Consider the following 19639-nt stretch of genomic DNA (forward strand, 5'->3'; position numbering starts at 1 on the left):
CTACAGCATCGCCCGGCGCATGTCGCCAAGAAGTTGCGCGAGATAAGCGGTGAAGCGCGCCGCGGCGGCGCCATCGATCACCCGATGGTCGTAGCTCAATGACAGCGGCAGGATCATCCGCGGCTTGAATTTCTCGCCGTTCCAGACCGGCTTCATCGACGACTTCGACACGCCCAGGATCGCTACTTCCGGCGCATTGATGATCGGGGTGAACGCAGTGCCGCCGATCCCGCCCAGCGAACTGATGGTGAAGCAGCCGCCCTGCATCTGGTCAAGCTTCAATTTGCCGTCGCGGGCCAGGCCAGCCAGTTCGCCCATTTCGCGGGCGATCTGGGTCACTCCCTTCTTGTCTACGTCGCGCAGCACCGGCACCACCAGCCCGTTCGGGGTGTCGGCGGCGAAGCCGATGTGGAAGTACTTCTTCAGCACCAGCTGCTCGCCATCCAGCGAAGCATTGAAGTTCGGGTATTTCTGCAACGCAGCCACGCAGGCTTTGATCATGAAAGCGAGCATGGTCACCTTGCCGGCCTTGCCCGCGGCAATCGCCTTGGCGTTCTCGTCGTTGAGCGTGACCCGCAGGTCTTCCAGCGCGGTGATGTCGGCATCGTCAAACTGGGTGACGTGCGGGATCATTGCCCAGTTGCGCGCCAGGTTGGCGCCGGAAATCTTCTGGATGCGCGACAGCGGCTTGGTTTCGATCTCGCCGAACTTGGCGAAGTCGACCTTCGGCCACGGAATCAGGTTCAGGCCATTGCCGCCGCCAACAGACGGGGCAGATGCCGGCGCGCCGCCGGACAGCACGCCCTTGACGTACTTCTGCACATCATCCTTGCTGATCCGGCCACCACGCTCGCTGCCGCTGACCTGTGACAGATCCACGCCGAGCTCGCGCGCGAACAGGCGCACGGCCGGGCTGGCATACGGGACTTTGTCCGGCAGCACCGCATCGGCCTCGAAGCGGACCGGCGGCAGGCCTGCGCCCATCGGCGCGGCGCTATCGGTGGGCGATGGCTTCGCGGGCGGCGCGGGTTCGGCCTTCGGTTCAGGCTTGGGCTTGGGCTCGGATTCCTGTTTCGGCTCCGGCTTTGCTGGCGCTTCGGCGGCAGGCGCTTTTGCCGTCTCTGGCGCCGCGTCGGCGGTTTCGATCATCGCCACCAGCCCGCCTTCGGACAGGCTGTCGCCCAATTTGACCTTGAGCTCCTTGACCACGCCGGCAAACGGCGACGGGACTTCCATCGTCGCCTTGTCCGATTCCAGCGTGACCAGGCCCTGGTCTTTGGTGACGGTATCGCCCACCGCGACCAGCAATTCGATCACCGGCACATCGCCATGGCTGCCAATATCGGGAACACGTGCTTCCTTCAGGTCGGCCATGCGCTACTCCGATTGTGCAATTTAAGACCGGTATTGTTGCCATATCCAGAGCTTTGGAACAAATCTTGCGTGGATTTCTATTTTTATCCGGATGATTTACAAACACAGCCACATCACTCGCCCGCCCAAGGGCATGCACGGGCCTCAGGGATGCTCGGCCTCGGCACGCGCTCGCGGCGCAGCAGGTACAGGCCACTGGCAATGATGATCGCCGCGCCCAGCCAGGTCATGGCCTTCGGCAATACGCCCCACAGCGCCAGGTCCAGCCCCACCCCCCAGACCAACGCGGTGTATTCCAGTGGCGCGATCAGCGAGGCCTCGCCGCGGCGGAAGGCCTCGGTGATCGTGTATTGGCCCAGCGAGCCGGTGATGCCTACCACCGCGATGATCCAGGCATCCTGTAATCGCAATGACACCCAACCCGGCCACGCCAGCACGCCTGCACCCAGCGCCATCATCGCCAGCATCCACACCACCATTGCCTGATTGGAGTCGGTGCGCGCCAGCACTCGCACGGTAATGGCCGACACCGCATAGGCCAGCGCCGCGACAAGCACAGCCAGTCCCGCCCAAGTGAACATGCCTGCGCCGGTCGGACGCAGCACGGTCAGCACGCCGATCAGGCCCACGCCAATCGCTGTCCAGCGGCGCGGCCCGACCTTTTCACCCAGGATCGGCACCGACAATGCGGTGATCAGCAGCGGTGCAACGAAGAAGATCGAATACGCGGTGGACAGTGGCAGGCGCTTCAGCGCGTAGACAAAACTGCCCATCATCAGGATGCCGAGCCAGCCGCGCAGCAGGTGCAGCGGCCAACGGATACGCAACAGTGGCCGCAACCCGGTGGTCCATAGCGCCCACGCCAGCACCAGCGGCAGCGACGACAGGCCGCGCAAGGTCGCAACCTGCAACGGTGGGTAATGTGCGGTCAAAGTCTTCAGGCCGGCATCCATCAGCGCGAACATCAGCACGGCGACAAGCATCATCCAGACGCTGCGGCGATGATCATGGTCGGCATTCACGTGGGCTGGCATCGCGGGAGCATGCGGCAGAGCAGCACCTGCGTCACGCGCCTTGCTGTCACACTCAGCCCGCAGACTAGGCCTCGGAAACGTCGCCAACCAGAATCTGCACCTCCCCCGCAGCGCGACGCCACCCCTGTCCATCCAACGTCAAAGAGGTTGCGCCATGCGCTTTTCTGCTATTGCCGTGCCCGTTTTCCTGGGAATGCTCGCCACCGCCCCCGCGCGTGCCGACGTCTTCATCAACGAAATCCACTACGACAACGTCGGTACCGACGTGTCGGAGAAAATCGAGGTGCTGGCCCCCGCCGGCACCAACCTCGCCGGCTGGAGCGTCGTGCTCTACAACGGCGGCGACGGCAAGAGCTACGCCACGCTGTCGCTGTCGGGCACCGTCGCCAACCAGTGCAATGGCTTCGGCACCGCGAGCGTGGCTGCTCCCGGCATCCAGAACGGCGCACCGGACGGCGTAGCTCTGGTCAATCCCAGCGGCGTGCTGGTTCAGTTGTTAAGCTACGAGGGCACGTTCACCGCGACCAACGGCCCGGCCTCCGGTCAGGCCAGCATCGCGATTCCGCAATCGGAAACGTCCTCCACCGCCACCGGCACCTCACTGCAGCTGGCCGGGAGCGGCAGCCGTTATGTGGACTTCAGCTGGCAGGCGTCGCGCACCAGTTCATTCGGCGCCTGCAATACCGGGCAAACCCCAACCGGCGGTACGGGTGGCGGCGGAACCGGCGGCACTGTGCTGCAGAACGGCGTACCGGTCACCGGATTGACTGCGACCACGGGTAATAGCGTGTCCTACACACTCGTGGTGCCCACGGGCGCGAGCAACCTGCAAGTCGCCAGCAATGGCGGCAGCGGCGACGCGGACCTGTACGTACGCTTCGGCAGCGCACCGACCACCACCAGCTATGACTGCCGTCCCTACCTCAGCGGCAACAACGAGAGCTGCAGTTTCGCCGCACCTCAGGCGGGCACCTGGCATGTGATGCTGCGGACGTACACCACCTTCTCCGGCGCCAGCCTCGCCGGCAGCTTCACCGCAGCGGGCGGTGGTGGCGGTGGCGGTGGTGGCAGCGATCCGTATTACAGCGGCGTCAACACCTCCAGTGCGGCGGCGTTGCGCAGCACTCTGCACGCGAAGATCATGGCCAGCACCAAGATCCCGTACACCGCCAGCACCACCGACAGCTGGGACGCACTGGACTTCGCCGACGAAGACCCGCTGGATTCCACCAAAATTCTCGACGTCTACAAGAACACCGCGTATGCCAAGGCGGGCGGCGGCAACAACTTCTACAACCGAGAGCACACCTGGCCGAATTCGTACGGTTTCTCGGTCGATGGCCCGACCAACTTTGCCTATACCGATCTGCACATGCTGATGCTGGCCGACATCAGCTACAACAGCGCTCGCAGCAATCTGCCCTACGGCAACTGCACGGCCAGTTGCTCCGAATATCCGACCGTTGCCCATAACGGCCGCGGCGGCGGCAGCGGCACGTTCCCGGGCAATTCCAACTGGAGCAACGGCAGCATCTTCCAGACCTGGAGCGGAATGAAGGGCAACGTCGCACGCGCCGTGCTTTACATGGACATCCGCTACGAGGGCGGTACCAATGGCGGCAACAGCGAGCCCGACCTGCGCCTGACCGACAACGCATCGTTGATCGCCAACACCAATGGCAATGCCTCCATCGCCTACATGGGGCTGCTGTCGGTGCTGTTGCAGTGGAGCCAGCAGGATCCGGTCGATGCCTATGAGCGGATCCGCAACGACGCGATACAAACCTACCAGGGCAACCGCAATCCGTTCGTCGACCATCCCGAGTGGATCGCCTGCATCTACCAGAACGTCTGCCCCTGAGCATGACGACGGCATCGGCACGGGCTTCGGTCCCGTGCCGGTGCGCGTTATCCTGACTGGACCAGAATCAACCGGTCACTCCAATGCCTTCCTTCGATATCGTCTCCGAAGTCGACACCCACGAACTCACCAACGCGGTCGATCAAGCCAACCGCGAGCTCACCACCCGCTTCGATTTCAAGGGTGTGGAAGCCAGCTTCGAGCTGGACGACGCGACGATCAAGCAGTCCGCGCCCAGCGAATTCCAGCTGCAGCAGATGACCGATATCCTGCGCGCGCGGCTGGTCGCACGGAAGATAGATGCGCGCTGCCTGGAGTTCGGCGACATCGAAACCAATCTTGCAGGTGCGCGACAGACTGTCACCGTCAAACAAGGTATCGAACGCGAGATGGGGAAGAAGCTGCAGACTGCAATGAAGGACGCGAAGCTCAAGGTCGACTCGCAGATCAATGGCGACAAGCTGCGGGTCAACGGCAAGAAGCGCGACGACCTGCAGGCGGCGATGGCGCTGCTGCGCGCAGGCGAGTTCGGCGTGCCGTTGCAGTTCGATAACTTCCGCGATTAAAGGCAATAGATGGCGATGGATGCGATGCAGGTCGAGGCCACGTCTGTTGAACGGAATATCCGGCGCTGGCTGGAACGCGCCGTCATAGGGCTGAACCTGTGCCCGTTCGCCAAGGCGGTGTACGCGAAGAACCAGGTGCGGATCGTCATCAGCGATGCCAGCACCGAAGCCGCCTTGCTCGAACAGCTGGGCGAAGAACTCGTCCTGTTGCGCGACACGCCGGCCGACCAGGTCGACACCACCCTGCTGGTGCATCCACAAGTACTGCAGGATTTCCTGGACTACAACGATTTCCTCGACCAGGCTGATGCGCTCATCGATGCGATGGACCTGGAAGGCGTGTTGCAGGTCGCCAGTTTCCACCCGGACTACCAGTTCGCCGATACCCGGCCGGACGATGCCGAAAACCTGACCAACCGCGCGCCATACCCCACGTTGCACCTGCTGCGCGAAGACAGCGTGGCGCGTGCGGTCGAGGCCTATCCGGAACCGGACGCGATCATCGAACGCAATGTCGCGACGATGCGGGAATTGGGGGTCGAGGGGTTCCGCAAGCTGCTGGCGAACTAGATCTGCGTAGAAGCGTGTGAGGCCCCGCTTGCCATGGCTGCTCCTCGGCTTCTGCGAACGTCCTGTTCGAGGCGCCGCCGCGCGCCATCCATGGCGCGCTTTCCGCAGCCATGGCAAGCGGGACCTCACACGCATGAATTCCCACCGCGACTCTATACAACATCAAGAGCCGAACAACCCCTCTCGCTCCGCTTCACCCAGCATCCGCCATTGGCCTTCGACAAGATCGCCAAGATCGAGCCCACCAATCCGTTCGCGGTGTAGCGCATCGACATGGTTGCCGACCGCGGCGAACATCCGTCGCACCTGGTGGTAGCGGCCTTCGTGCAGGGTCAAGCGCGCCTCACGCGGGCCGAGCACTTCAAGCTCCGCCGGTAACAGCGGCGTCTTCTCGCTTTCCAGCATAAGACCGCCATTGGCGAAGTTCGCGACTTCATCGCCACGCAGGTCCTGCGCCAACGTTGCCAGATACACCTTTGGCAGTTTTGATTTCGGCGAAATGATCCGGTGCAACAACAGACCGTCGTCGGTGAGCAACAGCAAGCCCGACGTGTCGCGGTCGAGCCGGCCAACCGTGGACAGCACCGGATCGCGCAGGCGGAATCGTGGCGGCAGCAGGTCGAACACCACCCGCCCCCGATCCTTCTTGGAACAGGTCACATCGAGCGGCTTGTGCAGCATCACTAGGATGCCGGGCGCCGGATCCAGTGGCTCGCTATCGACGCGGATCTCGTCGTGAGTCGGCGTGTCGTCGGCATACAGGACCTCCCCGGCGGCATCGGTGATGCGGCCTTCGCGGAACAACCAGGCAACCTGCTTGCGACTGCCGTAGCCCAGATTGGCGATGTGCTTGAGCAGTTTCATCGCCTGTTCCGAGTCGACTTGGGGGCACGTACCTGTACAGCCCGTGCAGCCGCCGCTTTCGTCGCCTGCACGATCTTGAAACCACCTTGTTGGGCGACGATGGCCACGTCGGCAAAACCGTCTGCCAAGGCCTGTTCGTAGGGAAGATGCCGGTTGGCGACCAGCCACAGCCGGCCACCCGGATTCAGCGCCTGCGCTGCGGCATCGATGAAGGCGCGGCCGATGTCAGGTCGGTCGCCACGACCAAGCGCATGGAATGGCGGATTGCAGACAATGGCATCGAAGCGCTCGGCCACACCGGCCGCGACATCCTGCCAATGGAAATGCACTGGGACTTTCCGTTCTGAGCCAGGTGCGTCGGCAAGGTTGGCATCGGCCAGCGCCAATGCGCGCGCATCGGCCTCGTAAAGATCCAGCGACGTGACCTGCGGGCAGCGCGCCATGACCTGCAAAGCGAGGTAACCCCAACCCGCGCCGAAATCGGCAACGCGTCCACGGACGTCGTTTGGCAGCGCAGAAGCCAGCATCGCCGATGCCGCATCCACCCGATCCCAGGCGAACACGCCAGGCCGGGTCTGGAATCCGTCGCCGGGCACATCGGGCGATGCGATCCGACGCGGCACGTCACCGCATGCCCATTGCGCCTGCAACGCCGTATCGATGGCGGCGTCGGGCGCGGTCCAGAACACGCGGCAATGGTGCTTGCTGACCAGGGAAACCGAGCCAGCCAATTGCTTCAGGTCGGCCTCGCGTGATTTCGCGCCTTCGTCATTCGACACTGACACGACGACGACGCCACCCTCGGCGACCGCTGCACAGGCCTTGGCCAGCAGCGCACGCGCTTCCTCGCGTTGGCGCGGGGGCAGCACCAGTACCAGTGGAAATTTCCCGGGCGGCAGGGCGTCTTCGTCAATCAGGTCGATGCCGATCCGGGTCAGCCGTACGGCTTCCGGCTTGAACGGCTGGGTGCCGACCATTCCGTCGCCACGCTGCGCATGCAGGGCCGCGCCTTCGCGACCACGCAGGAATAACACGCCATCGGCCGGCCATTGCAGCAGGCCGGCGCTGAACGGGTAGAACAGGGCATCTAGGGCGATATCGCGTGATGTATATGACATCCGCGAAGTTTAACGATGTGCAGGACAGACAGGCACGCCTCAGGTCGATGCGGCATCACGTTCTTCGTGCTTGCGGCGCAGCAGGGTAAGCGCCCAGTTACCGAGCACGCACAGGCCTGCCGCCATGCTCCAGCTGGCCGCTTCGCTGCCGCCCGGCAGGATCGCCGCGAGATCGGCTGGCCAACTGCGACCAAACCAGGCCACGGTGACCAGCGCCGACAGGCCGAACAGCACCGACAGCCCGCGCAGCAGGCGCTGCTCGAACAGCGAGTTGTTCGTGGCCTGCACGCGTGCAAGCCCTGCCACCTGCGCTGCGAAATCGATAGGCAAGCCGATGGGCGGCGCTTGCCGCAATGCACGCGCGACACGCAGGTCACTGGCATCGGCATCGGCGGTGCCCTCGCGAACGGCCAGACGCGCATGCTCTTGCGCCTGCCATTGGGCTTCCTCGTAATCGGGAAAATTCGGTCGATGGGTCATGCGGCAACTCCGATACGCGGGCTGAGTATCTCGCGCAAATGCTTGCGGCTGCGGAACAGGTGGCTTTTGATGGTGCCTTCAGCCATGCCGGTGATCGTGGCGATCTCGGCAATAGGCAGTTCTTCCAGGTGATACAGGGTCAGCACCATGCGTTGCATCGGTGGTAGCGCCTCGATCGCAGCATGCAGCTCGCGTTCGTCCTCGCCCTGCGCATGCACAGCCTGTAGGTCGTGGCCATCACCGATGTTGTCGAGCAGGGACAGGCCGTCAGTATCCTCAGCCGCTTCGGCCAACGGAATGCGCTTGCGCTCCAGGTGCCGGCACGCAACCGAGTAAGCGATCTGCCCGATCCACGATTTCAGCGGACTGTCGAAGCGGTATTGGTGCAAGTAACGATGCACGCGCAGGAAGGCTTCCTGGCACAGCTCACGGGTGTCTTCAGGATGGCGCACCATGCGCTGGATCACGTGCCAACACAGACCTTGGTACTCACGCACCAGCTGTTCGAACGCACCCGCACGATTGGCGAGCACGGCTTCGACAAGCCTGCGGTCAAGGTCCGGAGTGGCATCCATCCAACATCAGATACGCCCAAGGCGGAATCGGTTGCAAGCATCGGGCAGAAATCATTTACGGGTCAGCTGCAACCGGGTGCGCCCCCGCCGTATCTCTTTGCCCGAACGGCAAATACAAGCGCACCGCATCACACCACGACAAAGGATTTCCCATGAACTTCGAACTGCTGATCCCGATCACCTTTTTCATCTGCATCACTTATGCCATCAAGGTCGTAATGGATTCACGCGTCCGCAAGCAACTGGTCAGCAGCAATGGTTCCCCGGAATTGGTGCAGTCGATCATGGCCAACGACGAAACCAACCGCCGCCTGTCCTCGCTGCGCTGGGGCATCACCATGGTGGCCTTGGCCATCGGCTTCGGCATCGTCCAGGGCGCTGGCTGGACCGAGGTCAATCCTGGCGTGATCGCCCTGCTGGTCGGTTCGCTGGGGCTGGGCAACCTGGCCTTCTACGCGCTGTCGCGCAAGTTGGGCTGATCGCGTGCAGCTGATTCCATCAGCTGATTGAAAAGACACATCCCGGTATGCTGTCGGCCCCGCAAGCCGGCAGCATTCCGATGTCCGATCAAGACCAGAACACTCCTAATCAGGGCAGCCCGCCCGACCACATGTCGAACGATCCACGCAGCAAGTTCCATGATCCGTCCGTGCTGGAACGCGGCATCGGCATCCGCTTCAATGGCGTGGAACGCCACAACGTCGACGAGTACTGCATCAGCGAAGGCTGGGTGCGCGTGCCGGTCGGCAAGTCGCTGAACCGTCGCGGCCAGCCGATGACGATGAAGCTGAAGGGCAAGGTCGAGGCCTGGTTCCTGGTCGATGGCAATGACGGCGAAGCCGAAACACCGGCTGACTGATCCGCGGACGGTTGCCGTCAGGTACATCCTCGCCGGCGCAGACTAGAGCCTTCCAAGCTGAGGAGTCCGCCATGCGTACCCATCACGGCCTGTCCCTCTCACTCTCAGCGGCCTTGTTGTTTGCCCTGGCCGGCTGCGCATCCACCGGCGCGACCGGCATGCTGGCCGCCGATGCGCCGCGCGCCCTGCCGGAATCCGGCCCGGTCAGCGTGCACTGGAACGACCCGGCAACATTCACCGAGGTGCGCCTGAGCAGCAACCGTTGGGCGGCCTCCGAAGGCAACTGGCTGCAGGAGCTGGCGCAATACATGCGCAAACGCGCGCAGCAGGAGCTGGCGCCGGGGGAACATCTTGACCTGACCATCGTCGACATTGATCGGGCCGGCCAGTACGAACCGTGGCATAGCATCGACATGCAGAACGTCCGCATCATCCGCGACCAATACCCGCCACGTATGACAGTGCAGTTCCGCCGCGTGGATGCCAATGGCGCGGTACTTGCCGAAGGCGAACGCAAGCTGACCGACCTGGCCTTCCTGCTCCATGCCAGTCCGATAAACAGCACCGATCCGCTGCGTTACGAGAAACGCATGATAGATACGTGGCTGCGCCGCGAACTGGACATCGCTTCGCGCTGATTCAGCAAGTCCACAGAGTTTGGAAAGCCACCGTCATGGCGGCTTTCATATTGCTGGCCCGGCGCCACAATGCGATTCCATCGCGGCTTGCACGGCGACCATCACCATCGCCACCCATTCCATCGGCGCATGGTCGCTTCCATCGCATGGCGGGCGCGTGGCCGCAAACGCCCCGCTATGCTCGCCTGCAATCAAGTCGTATACAGGCGTCACCATGATCAAGAGCGCGTTCTTCGTCCTGCGCATCACCCTTGCCTGGGGCTTGGCCGTCCTGCTGGTCGCTTCGCTGTATTCCAGCCTGCCACTGATTGGCGATTGGGAATTCCCGATGGTGCTGGCCGGCATGGCCACCATGGCGTTGGTGATCACCGGCGCGTTCTCGCATCTCAAGCGGGTGCGGCTGATCGCCGGGCACATCGACAATGGCGCGCTCGACAACCGCCAACGCCGGCAAATCGAGATCCCGTTCGAAGCCGGCGAAGCCTTCGACTTGCTGGATGCCGCGATCCGCGAACTACCGCGCATCGAACAAGTCGAAAGCGCGCGCGACAGCTTGCAGATCCGCGCCAAGCTCAGCCGCCCGCGCACGTATGGGGAGCCACCACTGCGTCGCTATAACCCGCTGCTGTGGTTCGGGGTCACGCGCAACCAGATCCTGGCCACGGTCACCCCCGGCCACGACGCCGGCAGCGTGCTGCTGATCTGCGAACCCGAGAACCCGGCCTGGAGCGATTGGTTCCTGGTCGATGATGGCACCAACTACGAGAACGCCGAGGCGATCACCCGCGCCATCAGTCGTCGCGTCGCCGATCGTCGCCGTGGCGAGCAAGCCAGCGCCGCGCAAACCGAAACCGAAAAGGAACTCACTGTCGCCAAGCTGAGCCGGTTGCATGCGCAGGTGGAACCCCATTTCCTTTACAACACCCTGGCCAGCGCACAGCTGTTGACGAAAAGTGACCCGGTTCGCGCGGAACAGATGCTTGGCCACCTGATCCAGTTTTTGCGCAACTCATTGCCGGATGCCGATGATGCGATGTCGCAGCTCGGCACCGAACTGGAACGCGCGCTGGCCTATCTGGAAATCCTCAAGATCCGCATGGGCGATCGCCTGTCGGTGCAGGTCGACATACCAGACAACCTGCGCGCCACCCCCCTGCCGCCAATGATGCTGCAGACCCTGGTCGAAAACGCGATCAAGCACGGACTGGAACCACGCACCGGCGGCGGTACCGTGTGGATCCGCGCGCGCCGTGGCGAGGACGGCATGGTTGCAGTCACGGTCGCGGACGATGGCGAAGGCCTGAACACCAAGAACAGCGGTACCGGCATCGGCCTGAAGAACGTGCGTGAACGCCTGCGCCTGATGTTCGGTGGCAAGGCTGCGCTGGCGGTGATCGCCAATTTCCCGACTGGCATCGCTGCCACGATCACGGTTCCGGCAGTTGGCGCGGAATCAGCTAACAACAACGCCTCCATAAAGAGCCATGACGATGTCTGAACTCGTACGCACCTGCATCGTTGCCGAAGACGAGTCCTTGCTGCGGCAAGCGCTCATCGACCAGTTGCGCGCGTCATGGCCGGAACTGCAGGTGCTGGCCGAATGCGAGGACGGCGCCAGCGCGGTGGAAGCACTGGCCGAATACACCCCGGACATCGCCTTCCTCGACATCCGCATGCCCGGCCTGACCGGCCTGGAAGTCGCCACCGCCGCCGTGCAGGCCAGCCCGCGCACGCAGATCGTATTCGTCACCGCCTATGACCAGTACGCCATCGACGCATTCGAACGCGGCGCGATCGATTACCTGCTCAAACCGGTCCATCCCGAACGCCTGGCCGCCACGATCGAACGCCTGCAGGCGCGTAGCGGCAATCCGGATGCGGCGACGCTTATCGCATTGATCGAACACCTGGGCGCGACGTCGCGCGCGAACGAAGCGCGCGAACCGCTGACCTGGATCACCGCCAGCGCCGGCAAGGAAACCCGGTTGATCCTGATTGATGAAGTCGCCTATTTCCGCGCCGACAACAAATACACCACCGTAGTCACCGCCGAGGGCGAAGCGTTGTTGCGCACGCCGATCAAGGAGCTGGTTGCGGTGCTGGACCCGGCCAGCTTCAAGCAGATTCATCGCTCTACAATCGTGAATCTCAAGGCAATCGCCGGGATCACCCGTGACGACGCCGGCCGCGGCATCATGCGCCTGAAGAATCGCCCCGAAACCCTGACCGTCAGCGTGCCGTTCATGACCTTGTTCCGGAACATGTGAGCGCTGCGCGTTGCGGCAGCGGCATCACCCTGATGGTGGCATGCCGGCGCATGCATCGGCGCGCGCCTGTAGCACCTCGCGCTCGCGTGCATTGCCGGTCAACGTTGCGGCACGAATAAAGGCCTCGCGGGCTTCATCGAGACGACCCAACTGCTGCAACAAATCGCCACGCACCGCCGGCAATGGTGCGTAGTCACGCAGTTGAGGTACGTCGACCAAGGCATCGACGATGGCCAGACCGGCCTGCGCACCCTGCGCGCGGCTCACGGCCACCGCACGGTTGAGTTCGACAACGGGCGACGGCAGCACTTGCGCCAGTTGCGCATACAGGGCGGCGATACGCGGCCAGTCGGTGTCCTGCATCCGCAGCGCGCGTGCATGGCAAGCGGCAATCGCGGCTTGCAGCGCATATATACCGCCGCCGCCACCCAGGCGTTGCGCGCGATCGAGTGCTGCAAGTCCGCGCTGGATCTGCAACCGATCCCAACGCGCACGATTCTGTTCCGGCAACAGGATCGGCGTGCCATCGGTCTGGGTGCGTGCCGGCATCCGCGAGGCCTGCAGTTCCATCAGTGCGAGCAGACCCAGCACTTCGGGCTCGGTCGGCAACAGCCCGGCCAGCACCCGTCCCAGCCGCAGCGCTTCCTCGCATAGCGCCGGCCGCATCCAGTCATCGCCACTGGTCGCCGCGTAGCCTTCGTTGAACACCAGGTAGACCACCTCGAGAACCGCGTCCAGCCGCTCCGGCAGTTCGGCCTTACGAGGCACCTCGAACGCCACCTGCTCCTTCGCCAGCGTGCGTTTGGCGCGCACGATACGTTGGGCCACGGTCGGCTCGGCCTGCAGGAACGCGCGCGCGATTTCCGCCGTGCTCAAACCGCCGAGCAGGCGCAGGGTCAATGCGACCTTTGATTCCATCGGCAACGCCGGATGGCAGGCGACGAACAGCAGACGCAACAGGTCGTCGCCAATATCGTCGTCCGCCAGCCGTTGTGCGTCGTCGCCCTGCATGTCGGCTCCGTGCAGTTCGAGTTCGATGCCGAATTCATTCTGCTTGCGTGCGTGCAGCGCGCGCTGGCGCAGGTGGTCGATGGCGCGATGCTTGGCCGCAGTCATCAGCCACGCCGCCGGCTTGTCTGGCAGGCCATCGCGTGGCCATCGCTCCAACGCGCCCAGCAAGACGTCCTGCGCCAGTTCCTCGGCTACATCGAGACTGCCGGTGATGCGCGCGATGCGCGCCAGCAGCCGCGGCGATTCCATTCGCCACAGCGTGTCGAGGGTCCGATGGATCGCGTCAGGGCGAGTGTCGGCGGGCATCATTGCTTGCATTGCGGGCAATCATCACCCCGGCATCTGCGATTCGTCCATCCAGAACACACCCCACTGATGGTGGTCCAGGTCCTCGAAGCCGTGGTCGTACATGAAGCCGTAGTCCTTGGCTTCGCCTGGCGCGGACCCGCCGGCGGTGATCGCCTTGGCCACCAGTGCATCCACCGCCTCGCGACTGTCCACCGAGATTGCCAGTAGTACCTCGGTGCCGATGCGCGCATCGATGATCGGTTTGGTGGTCAGGGTCGTGAAGAATGACTCGACAAGCAGCATCACGCCGGTATTGTCATTGATGATTAGGGATGCGGCGTTTTCGTCGGTGAACTTCGGGTTGAACGAGAAACCGAGCGCGGCGAAGAACTCCACCGAGCGTTCCAGGTCCTTGACGGGCAGGCTGACATAAAGGTTGCGGGGCATGGTGATGTCCTGAGTGGATGTGGAAAAGCGGATTTGGAGGATTGGAGATGAAAGATCGGTTACGGCATGTGCTTCAGGCAATTGACCATCCAGCCCTTTCCGTACTTGTCCTTGATACCCCCAAAGCGATGCGCCCAGAACGTCTCTTCCAGCGGCATGGTGATGGTCCCGCCTTCGGCCAGCGCGTGGAAGATGCGTTCGGCTTCTTCCGGCGTGTCCGGCATGATGTTGATGGTGGTGCTGCCGGCCTCGTGAGGGGGCGGGCCATCGGCGCCCATCAGCATCGCGCTGCCAGCCCCAACTTGTGAATGCATGATCTTGTCCGCCGACGCCGGGCCGCATTGCTCGGCCATCGGCGACTCGCCGTAGGTGAAACGCTGGGTGACAGTGCCACCGAGTGCCGCGGCGTAGAAATCCATGGCCTCGCGGGCGCTGCCGGGGAAGTTGAGGTAAGCGACCAGTTGCATGGTGGTTCTCCTTGGGTTTGGCCATGAGTTGGCCTTGAGTTGAACGATCAGTTGTTGCCGATGCGTTCGCGCAGGCGATCTTCCTGCTCGCGCAGTTGCGGGGTGAATTCTTCGCCGAAGTCCTCGGCTTCGAAGAGCGGGCGGATCTCGATTTCGGACGGGCCTGGCATCGGGTTCGGGCAGCGCCTCGCCCATTCGATCGCCTCGTCCAGCGAGCGCACCTGCCACAGCCAGAATCCGGCGACCAGCTCGCGGGTTTCGGTGAACGGGCCGTCGATCATCCGGCGCTGCGCACCATCGAACGCGATGTGCACGCCACGTGAACTCGGATGCAGGCCTTCACAGGCCAGCATCACCCCGGCATTGACCAGATCTTCGTTGAACTTGCCCATCGCTTCCAGCAATTCCTGCGTCGGCATCACGCCGGCTTCGGACTCCACGGTGGCCTTGACCATCACCATGACTTTCATGTCGTTCTCCTGCATCGCGGCACAGCATTTTTGCCGCTTTCAGAGATGACGACGAATGGGTGCGGCCGGGATCGACAGGCCCATGCAAATTATTTCGACATCAAGATTTGAGCTCGATACCCGGTGCGTGCATGATCGGCGTCCTGAAGTGTGCGATGCGGAGCCCGCGATGCAATACCTGACCCTGATCCACATCGACCCGACGTTGATGGCCGACCTGCCGGACGCCAAGTTCGACCGCCTGATGCGCGGTTGTTTCGAGAAAGCCGATGCCCTGCAGCAAGACGGCTGCCTGCATGGTTCGCAACAGCTGGAAGCTCCCGAGACCGCCAAGACCTTGCGCGTGCGCGATGGCATCAGCCGCGTGACCGACGGCCCGTTCGCCGAAACACGAGAGTTCCTGGCCGGCTTCAACCTGATCGAAGCCGATTCGATGGACGCGGCGATGCAGATCGCCCAGCAGTTCCCATGGGCGCGCTTCGGCAGTATTGAAGTGCGCCCGGTGCGCGACACGCAGGCCGTGCGCGATCGGGTCGGCGCCACCTGAAGTCGACGCCCGCGCTGACACTGGCTTCACCAGCATCACTTAAAATCACGACTCCCGGGTACGCCGCCCGACATTGAATCGAGGTGGCATGTACATCGTAGGCTTGGGCACCGCGCACCCTGAATGGCGCTATACGAAAGCCGACTGCTGGGACTCGTTCAAAGCGTCCCTATGGTTCGACCGCCTGGATCGTCGTGCGCGGATGGTCACAGAACTGGTGCTCTCACGCGATAACGGCATTGATGCCCGATACCTTGCAGTAGGTACGCTCGACGAGGTCTTCTCGATCGATCCGGACACCTTGCATGCGCGTTTCCAGGCATATGCACCGGCATTGGCAGCGCAGGCTGCGACGCGCGCGCTGGCAGATGCCGGAATGCAGGCGAGCGACATCGATGCGGTGATCGTCAGCACCTGCACCGGCTACCTGTGCCCGGCGCTTAGCAGTTACGTCACCGAGTCACTAGGCTTGCGCAGCGATGTGATGGCCCTGGACCTGGTCGGCCAAGGCTGCGGCGCGGCCCTGCCAAACCTGCGCACCGGCGAGGCCCTGATCGCGTCGGGCCGGTGTTCGCGGGTGCTGTCGATCTGCGTGGAAGTCAGCAGCGCGGCGATGTACCTGGACAACGACATCGGCGTGCTGATCAGCGCTTGCCTGTTCGGCGACGGTGCTGGCGCAGCAGTCCTGTCGGCAACGCCAGTCGAAGGCAAGCGCAGCGTGCGCTGGGTGCGCGCGGCATCGATCATGGATCCATCGCAGCGCGATGCTTTGCGTTTCGAGCAACGTGGCGGCCTGCTGCGCAATATCCTGACCCGCGAGGTACCGGGGCTGGCCGCGACCTACGCGCCGCGCGTGCTTGATGAAGTACTGAATGCCGAAGGCCTGCAACGCACCGACATCACCGGTTGGATCTGGCATGCCGGTGGCCGCGATGTGCTTGCCGCGCTGTGCAAGCGCTTATCGCTCTCCGACACTGATATCCGGCATAGCGCCGATATCCTGCGCGATTACGGCAATCTCAGCAGTGCGTTCGTCTATTTCGTGTTGCAGGCCGCGCTTGCCGCCGACGAGCCAGGTGGTCATTGGTGGCTGGCCTCATTCGGTGCCGGCTTCAGCAGCCACGGCGCGTTGCTGGACGTGGCGTAAGGACGTGCGTGAGCATTCGCGCGTGAGTGGTATCGCATGAGTCACCTCACATGAACATGGCGCGCGTGGTGCAACCGGAGTGGCTGGACCACCTGCCTGCCGATGACCCGCGCGCGATCCGTTCGCGTGACGACCTGCGCCGGATCAACGTGCTGATGTCCGCGACGCGTTTGCTGGGCGAGGCCCTCGACCCGCTGATTGCTGGCCGCAATCACGCACGCATCGTTGAACTGGGCGCGGGCGATGGCAGTCTGTTGCTGCGCCTCGCCCGTTCGCGTGCAAACGCGTGGCCTCCAGTCACGCTGGACTTGCTGGACATGCAACCGATCGTCGCACCGGCAACATTGGCAAGATATGGCGAACTCGGTTGGGCGGCGAACGTCGTCCATGCCGATGTCTTCGACTGGCTGCGCGACACGCCGACAAATTCAAATGCCGATGTCAATACCGACGAGGCTCCGATCATCGTCGCCAACCTGTTCCTGCATCACTTCGAAGGCCAACACCTGTCCGAATTGCTGCATGGCATCGCCGCACGCGCGCGTGCCTTCATATGCGTGGAGCCGCGCCGCTCGTCGTTCGCATTGCTGGGCAGCCGCTTGCTCGGCGTGATCGGCTGCAATGCGGTCACCCGCCATGACGCCGTTGTCAGCGTGCGCGCCGGTTTCGCCGATCAGGACTTGAGCCAAGGCTGGCCCAGCGATGCGGCATGGGATCTTCGGGAACATGCGGCCGGTTTGTTCGGTCATCGCCTGGTCGCGGTGCGCACATGAGCAAGGCCTTCGATGCGATCATCATTGGCGCCGGCCCCGCCGGCAGCACGGCAGCGATTCGCCTGGCAAGCGCCGGCTGGTCGGTGGCCATCGTCGAGAAGCGCGAGTTCCCGCGTCGCAAGGTTTGCGGCGAATGCATCGCCGCATCCAACCTGCCATTGCTGGATGCACTTGGCATCGGTGAGGACGTCGATGCGCTTGCCGGCCCGGGCCTGCAGCGGGTCGGCTTGTTTGTCGGGCAGCGCAAGATCATCGCGCCGTTGCCGCCGATGACCCACGCACGACATCGATGGGGCCGTGCCTTGGGCCGCGAGCATCTGGACACACTGCTGCTGGCGCGCGCTGGTGCGCTTGGGGTGCACGTCTTGCAACCGTGGGCGGTCAAGCAACACGATGCCGACGGCGAGCTGCATCGCTGCACGTTGGCGCGCGCGGGTGAGCACGCAGATCTCGAGCTGCATGCACCGGTGCTGATCCATGCGCATGGTTCATGGGAACCCGCCCCGCGCGCAGGCATGCAGGCAGATGCCGCGCGCAGACCGCCGCATCGCGATGGCGACCTGCTGGCCTTCAAATCGACATGGCGCAATGCACGCATCGAACCCGGCTTGCTACCGGTGCTGGCGTTTCCCGGCGGCTACGGCGGCATGGTGCTGGGCGACCACGGCCTGGTGACGCTGGCGTTCTGTATCCGTCGCGATGGCCTGCAACGGGCGCGCACTGCACATGCCGGCAGCAGTGCAGCCGAAGCTGCGTTCGCATATGTTCGGGCCTGCTGCGCTGGCGTGGAGGACGTGCTGGACGGCGCCGAATTGGCTGGAAGCTGGCTTGCGGTCGGACCCTTGCAGCCCGGCATCCGCGAGGCGGCGCTGGGTGATGGTCAATTCGCCATCGGCAATGCGGCCGGCGAAGCGCACCCGATCCTGGGCGAAGGCATGAGCATGGCGATCCAGTCCGCATGGTTACTTTCGGATCGGCTCATTGCACATCGCACGAAAACTCCGGCGTCGTCTGAAATGCGGCCAACGTGGTCATCCGTGGGGTCGAGTTATGCGCGTACATGGCGGGCGAATTTCGCGCCACGCCTGCGCTTCGCTGCCGTATGCGCGCACCTGGCGATGCGTCCGCGCGCAGCGGCTCCACTGCTGCCCTTGCTGCAACGATGGCCTGGCCTGTTGACCAGAGGCGCGCGCATCGCCGGCAAGGTGCGGCAATCAGCAATGCCTGCGCGGTACCAATGCGGTACTGGCCTGTAGTTCGGCGCGGCACTAATCCTGAACGTGGACAAGGGAATTCCCGACAGTGTCCGGGACAATGCACCGACTGCCACCAAGCCTTGATTCGGCGAAGCTGCATGTCACGCCACCCGGACCACCGCGATGGAACTGCGCACCGCCCTGCTCGCCCTGTTGCTGTTGCCACCTGCGGCATTCCCGGCCAACGCCGAAACCCTGACGCGCACGCTACTGCATGTTGCAGTAGCACCGATGCCGGCGCCGATGCTGGCAACCGGCTTCCATCCCGACATCGACATCGCCAGCTACCTGGTCAGCGAGAAACTCGACGGCGTGCGTGCACGCTGGGATGGCCGGCAACTGCTGACCCGAGCGGGCAATCGTATCGATGCACCTGCATGGTTCACGGCCGGCTGGCCGGCACAGGCCATCGAAGGTGAGTTGTGGATTGGCCGCGGGCAATTCCAGCAAGTCAGCGATCTGGTGCGCGCGCTGCAACCCGATACCTCGGCATGGCGACAGGTGCACTTCATGGCCTTTGATCTGCCGACATCCCCACAACCTTTCGCCACCCGCACACGCGCGTTGCGCGACCTGGTCAGGCGGGCCGCACTGCCGCAATTGCAACGCATCGCGCAGGTTCACCTCACCGACCGTGCGCAACTCGATGCGCGTCTGGATGCGGTGGTGGCGGGCCGTGGCGAGGGCCTGATGCTGCACTACGCCTTCGCCCATTACCGCCCTGGCCGCACCGATGAGCTACTGAAATACAAACGCTGGGACGATGCCGAAGCGCGTGTAGTCGGCTACCGTCCGGGCAAGGGCAAGTACGCCGGCATGGTCGGCGCGCTGCTGGTCGAAGATGCGCATGGTCGACGCTTCGCACTCGGCAGCGGCTTGCGCGATGCCGACCGCACGCGACCACCGCCGATTGGTTCCATGGTCACGTTCCGCTACAACGGACTCACCGCGAAGGGCACGCCACGCTTCGCGCGTTACCAGCGCATGCATGCTGATGCGGCATCGGTCGCCACGCGTTGAATCCATG

Annotated in this window: 23 protein-coding genes; 13 read left to right on the forward strand and 10 right to left on the reverse strand. The window is 63.7% G+C overall.

Annotation, left to right across the window (positions count from 1 at the left end):
- The gene (gene aceF, locus PSV05_RS05710) at nt 1–1374 is read right to left on the reverse strand and encodes a dihydrolipoyllysine-residue acetyltransferase (protein ID WP_300062796.1); all 1374 of its coding nucleotides are present in this window, start codon (nt 1372–1374) and stop codon (nt 1–3) included.
- Between the two features lie 113 nt (nt 1375–1487).
- Nucleotides 1488–2408: a DMT family transporter gene (locus tag PSV05_RS05715; RefSeq protein WP_300062799.1), complete on the reverse strand. Its 921-nt coding sequence runs from the start codon at nt 2406–2408 to the stop codon at nt 1488–1490.
- Nucleotides 2409–2562: 154 nt separating this feature from the next.
- On the opposite strand from PSV05_RS05715, the gene PSV05_RS05720 reads away from it, so the two are divergent.
- The 3 genes from PSV05_RS05720 (at nt 2563) to PSV05_RS05730 (ending at nt 5405) form a co-directional block, all read left to right on the forward strand.
- The gene (locus tag PSV05_RS05720; RefSeq protein ID WP_300062802.1) at nt 2563–4269 is read left to right on the forward strand and encodes an endonuclease; all 1707 of its coding nucleotides are present in this window, start codon (nt 2563–2565) and stop codon (nt 4267–4269) included.
- Between the two features lie 83 nt (nt 4270–4352).
- Entirely contained in the window at nt 4353–4835 is a 483-nt protein-coding gene (locus PSV05_RS05725; protein ID WP_300062805.1) for a YajQ family cyclic di-GMP-binding protein, read from the forward strand.
- 24 nt (nt 4836–4859) lie between these two features.
- On the forward strand, nt 4860–5405 hold the full coding sequence (locus PSV05_RS05730) for a DUF1415 domain-containing protein (protein ID WP_300063152.1): 546 nt from the start codon (nt 4860–4862) through the stop codon (nt 5403–5405).
- Nucleotides 5406–5567: 162 nt separating this feature from the next.
- Here PSV05_RS05730 and PSV05_RS05735 read toward each other — a convergent pair whose 3' ends face one another.
- The 4 genes from PSV05_RS05735 to PSV05_RS05750 are packed head-to-tail and all read right to left on the reverse strand — an operon-like array spanning nt 5568 to nt 8442.
- On the reverse strand, nt 5568–6269 hold the full coding sequence (locus tag PSV05_RS05735) for a pseudouridine synthase (protein WP_300062808.1): 702 nt from the start codon (nt 6267–6269) through the stop codon (nt 5568–5570).
- Complete coding sequence (locus PSV05_RS05740; protein WP_300062811.1) at nt 6266–7387, reverse strand: methyltransferase; 1122 nt, start codon at nt 7385–7387, stop codon at nt 6266–6268. Before PSV05_RS05740 ends, PSV05_RS05735 begins: the two co-directional genes overlap by 4 nt.
- A gap of 39 nt (nt 7388–7426) precedes the next feature.
- On the reverse strand, nt 7427–7867 hold the full coding sequence (locus PSV05_RS05745; RefSeq protein ID WP_300062814.1) for a hypothetical protein: 441 nt from the start codon (nt 7865–7867) through the stop codon (nt 7427–7429).
- Nucleotides 7864–8442 (reverse strand): sigma-70 family RNA polymerase sigma factor, encoded by a 579-nt coding sequence (locus tag PSV05_RS05750; protein WP_300062816.1) that lies wholly within the window; start codon nt 8440–8442, stop codon nt 7864–7866. Before PSV05_RS05750 ends, PSV05_RS05745 begins: the two co-directional genes overlap by 4 nt.
- A 152-nt stretch (nt 8443–8594) precedes the next feature.
- Here PSV05_RS05750 and PSV05_RS05755 point away from each other — a divergent pair, with 152 nt between their 5' ends.
- From PSV05_RS05755 to PSV05_RS05775, 5 genes are all read left to right on the forward strand, one after another.
- A complete protein-coding gene (locus PSV05_RS05755) occupies nt 8595–8921 on the forward strand; it encodes a DUF6249 domain-containing protein (protein ID WP_300062819.1) in 327 nt (108 codons plus the stop codon).
- An 80-nt stretch (nt 8922–9001) separates the two neighbouring features.
- Nucleotides 9002–9301 (forward strand): DUF3297 family protein, encoded by a 300-nt coding sequence (locus PSV05_RS05760; RefSeq protein WP_300062822.1) that lies wholly within the window; start codon nt 9002–9004, stop codon nt 9299–9301.
- A gap of 71 nt (nt 9302–9372) precedes the next feature.
- Nucleotides 9373–9939 carry a DUF3016 domain-containing protein gene (locus PSV05_RS05765; RefSeq protein ID WP_300062824.1) on the forward strand — a complete coding sequence of 189 codons (567 nt, stop codon included), beginning with the start codon at nt 9373–9375 and terminating at the stop codon, nt 9937–9939.
- 214 nt (nt 9940–10153) lie between these two features.
- Entirely contained in the window at nt 10154–11437 is a 1284-nt protein-coding gene (locus tag PSV05_RS05770) for a histidine kinase (protein ID WP_300062827.1), read from the forward strand.
- Complete coding sequence (locus tag PSV05_RS05775) at nt 11430–12206, forward strand: LytTR family DNA-binding domain-containing protein (protein ID WP_300062830.1); 777 nt, start codon at nt 11430–11432, stop codon at nt 12204–12206. The genes PSV05_RS05770 and PSV05_RS05775 overlap by 8 nt, the downstream gene beginning before the upstream one ends.
- 24 nt (nt 12207–12230) lie before the next feature.
- Here PSV05_RS05775 and PSV05_RS05780 read toward each other — a convergent pair whose 3' ends face one another.
- The 4 genes from PSV05_RS05780 to PSV05_RS05795 are packed head-to-tail and all read right to left on the reverse strand — an operon-like array spanning nt 12231 to nt 14889.
- Nucleotides 12231–13526 carry an RNA polymerase sigma factor gene (locus PSV05_RS05780; RefSeq protein WP_300062832.1) on the reverse strand — a complete coding sequence of 432 codons (1296 nt, stop codon included), beginning with the start codon at nt 13524–13526 and terminating at the stop codon, nt 12231–12233.
- Between the two features lie 21 nt (nt 13527–13547).
- Entirely contained in the window at nt 13548–13952 is a 405-nt protein-coding gene (locus PSV05_RS05785; protein ID WP_300062835.1) for a VOC family protein, read from the reverse strand.
- Nucleotides 13953–14011: 59 nt separating this feature from the next.
- On the reverse strand, nt 14012–14419 hold the full coding sequence (locus PSV05_RS05790; protein ID WP_300062838.1) for a VOC family protein: 408 nt from the start codon (nt 14417–14419) through the stop codon (nt 14012–14014).
- A gap of 47 nt (nt 14420–14466) precedes the next feature.
- Nucleotides 14467–14889, reverse strand: coding sequence for a YciI family protein (locus PSV05_RS05795; RefSeq protein WP_300062841.1), 423 nt, complete (start codon nt 14887–14889; stop codon nt 14467–14469).
- A 169-nt stretch (nt 14890–15058) separates the two neighbouring features.
- Between PSV05_RS05795 and PSV05_RS05800 the strand changes: the two genes are divergently transcribed.
- The 5 genes from PSV05_RS05800 (at nt 15059) to PSV05_RS05820 (ending at nt 19632) form a co-directional block, all read left to right on the forward strand.
- Nucleotides 15059–15436: a YciI family protein gene (locus tag PSV05_RS05800; RefSeq protein WP_300062844.1), complete on the forward strand. Its 378-nt coding sequence runs from the start codon at nt 15059–15061 to the stop codon at nt 15434–15436.
- A gap of 88 nt (nt 15437–15524) precedes the next feature.
- On the forward strand, nt 15525–16583 hold the full coding sequence (locus PSV05_RS05805) for a 3-oxoacyl-[acyl-carrier-protein] synthase III C-terminal domain-containing protein (RefSeq protein ID WP_300062847.1): 1059 nt from the start codon (nt 15525–15527) through the stop codon (nt 16581–16583).
- 50 nt (nt 16584–16633) lie between these two features.
- Complete coding sequence (locus PSV05_RS05810; protein ID WP_300062850.1) at nt 16634–17356, forward strand: hypothetical protein; 723 nt, start codon at nt 16634–16636, stop codon at nt 17354–17356.
- The gene (locus PSV05_RS05815) at nt 17353–18612 is read left to right on the forward strand and encodes an FAD-dependent oxidoreductase (protein WP_300062853.1); all 1260 of its coding nucleotides are present in this window, start codon (nt 17353–17355) and stop codon (nt 18610–18612) included. Before PSV05_RS05810 ends, PSV05_RS05815 begins: the two co-directional genes overlap by 4 nt.
- Nucleotides 18613–18735: 123 nt before the next feature.
- The gene (locus tag PSV05_RS05820) at nt 18736–19632 is read left to right on the forward strand and encodes a DNA ligase (protein ID WP_300062856.1); all 897 of its coding nucleotides are present in this window, start codon (nt 18736–18738) and stop codon (nt 19630–19632) included.
- Nucleotides 19633–19639: the final 7 nt, after the last annotated feature.

It is taken from the genome of Thermomonas sp., assembly GCF_029945965.1.
In the GTDB taxonomy this organism is placed as follows: domain Bacteria; phylum Pseudomonadota; class Gammaproteobacteria; order Xanthomonadales; family Xanthomonadaceae; genus Thermomonas.

Bases quoted from the DNA above. Each gene is read 5' to 3' on its own strand.
- PSV05_RS05805 (WP_300062847.1), top strand. From the start codon at position 15,525: ATGTACATCGTAGGCTTGGGCACCGCGCACCCTGAATGGCGCTATACG.
- PSV05_RS05790 (WP_300062838.1), bottom strand. From the start codon at position 14,419: ATGCAACTGGTCGCTTACCTCAACTTCCCCGGCAGCGCCCGCGAGGCC.
- PSV05_RS05755 (WP_300062819.1), top strand. From the start codon at position 8,595: ATGAACTTCGAACTGCTGATCCCGATCACCTTTTTCATCTGCATCACT.
- PSV05_RS05780 (WP_300062832.1), bottom strand. From the start codon at position 13,526: ATGATGCCCGCCGACACTCGCCCTGACGCGATCCATCGGACCCTCGAC.
- PSV05_RS05765 (WP_300062824.1), top strand. From the start codon at position 9,373: ATGCGTACCCATCACGGCCTGTCCCTCTCACTCTCAGCGGCCTTGTTG.
- PSV05_RS05770 (WP_300062827.1), top strand. From the start codon at position 10,154: ATGATCAAGAGCGCGTTCTTCGTCCTGCGCATCACCCTTGCCTGGGGC.
- aceF (WP_300062796.1), bottom strand. From the start codon at position 1,374: ATGGCCGACCTGAAGGAAGCACGTGTTCCCGATATTGGCAGCCATGGC.
- PSV05_RS05750 (WP_300062816.1), bottom strand. From the start codon at position 8,442: ATGGATGCCACTCCGGACCTTGACCGCAGGCTTGTCGAAGCCGTGCTC.
- PSV05_RS05740 (WP_300062811.1), bottom strand. From the start codon at position 7,387: ATGTCATATACATCACGCGATATCGCCCTAGATGCCCTGTTCTACCCG.
- PSV05_RS05715 (WP_300062799.1), bottom strand. From the start codon at position 2,408: ATGCCAGCCCACGTGAATGCCGACCATGATCATCGCCGCAGCGTCTGG.
- PSV05_RS05725 (WP_300062805.1), top strand. From the start codon at position 4,353: ATGCCTTCCTTCGATATCGTCTCCGAAGTCGACACCCACGAACTCACC.
- PSV05_RS05820 (WP_300062856.1), top strand. From the start codon at position 18,736: ATGGAACTGCGCACCGCCCTGCTCGCCCTGTTGCTGTTGCCACCTGCG.
- PSV05_RS05730 (WP_300063152.1), top strand. From the start codon at position 4,860: ATGCAGGTCGAGGCCACGTCTGTTGAACGGAATATCCGGCGCTGGCTG.
- PSV05_RS05760 (WP_300062822.1), top strand. From the start codon at position 9,002: ATGTCCGATCAAGACCAGAACACTCCTAATCAGGGCAGCCCGCCCGAC.
- PSV05_RS05800 (WP_300062844.1), top strand. From the start codon at position 15,059: ATGCAATACCTGACCCTGATCCACATCGACCCGACGTTGATGGCCGAC.
- PSV05_RS05775 (WP_300062830.1), top strand. From the start codon at position 11,430: ATGTCTGAACTCGTACGCACCTGCATCGTTGCCGAAGACGAGTCCTTG.
- PSV05_RS05785 (WP_300062835.1), bottom strand. From the start codon at position 13,952: ATGCCCCGCAACCTTTATGTCAGCCTGCCCGTCAAGGACCTGGAACGC.
- PSV05_RS05795 (WP_300062841.1), bottom strand. From the start codon at position 14,889: ATGAAAGTCATGGTGATGGTCAAGGCCACCGTGGAGTCCGAAGCCGGC.
- PSV05_RS05815 (WP_300062853.1), top strand. From the start codon at position 17,353: ATGAGCAAGGCCTTCGATGCGATCATCATTGGCGCCGGCCCCGCCGGC.
- PSV05_RS05720 (WP_300062802.1), top strand. From the start codon at position 2,563: ATGCGCTTTTCTGCTATTGCCGTGCCCGTTTTCCTGGGAATGCTCGCC.
- PSV05_RS05810 (WP_300062850.1), top strand. From the start codon at position 16,634: ATGAACATGGCGCGCGTGGTGCAACCGGAGTGGCTGGACCACCTGCCT.
- PSV05_RS05735 (WP_300062808.1), bottom strand. From the start codon at position 6,269: ATGAAACTGCTCAAGCACATCGCCAATCTGGGCTACGGCAGTCGCAAG.
- PSV05_RS05745 (WP_300062814.1), bottom strand. From the start codon at position 7,867: ATGACCCATCGACCGAATTTTCCCGATTACGAGGAAGCCCAATGGCAG.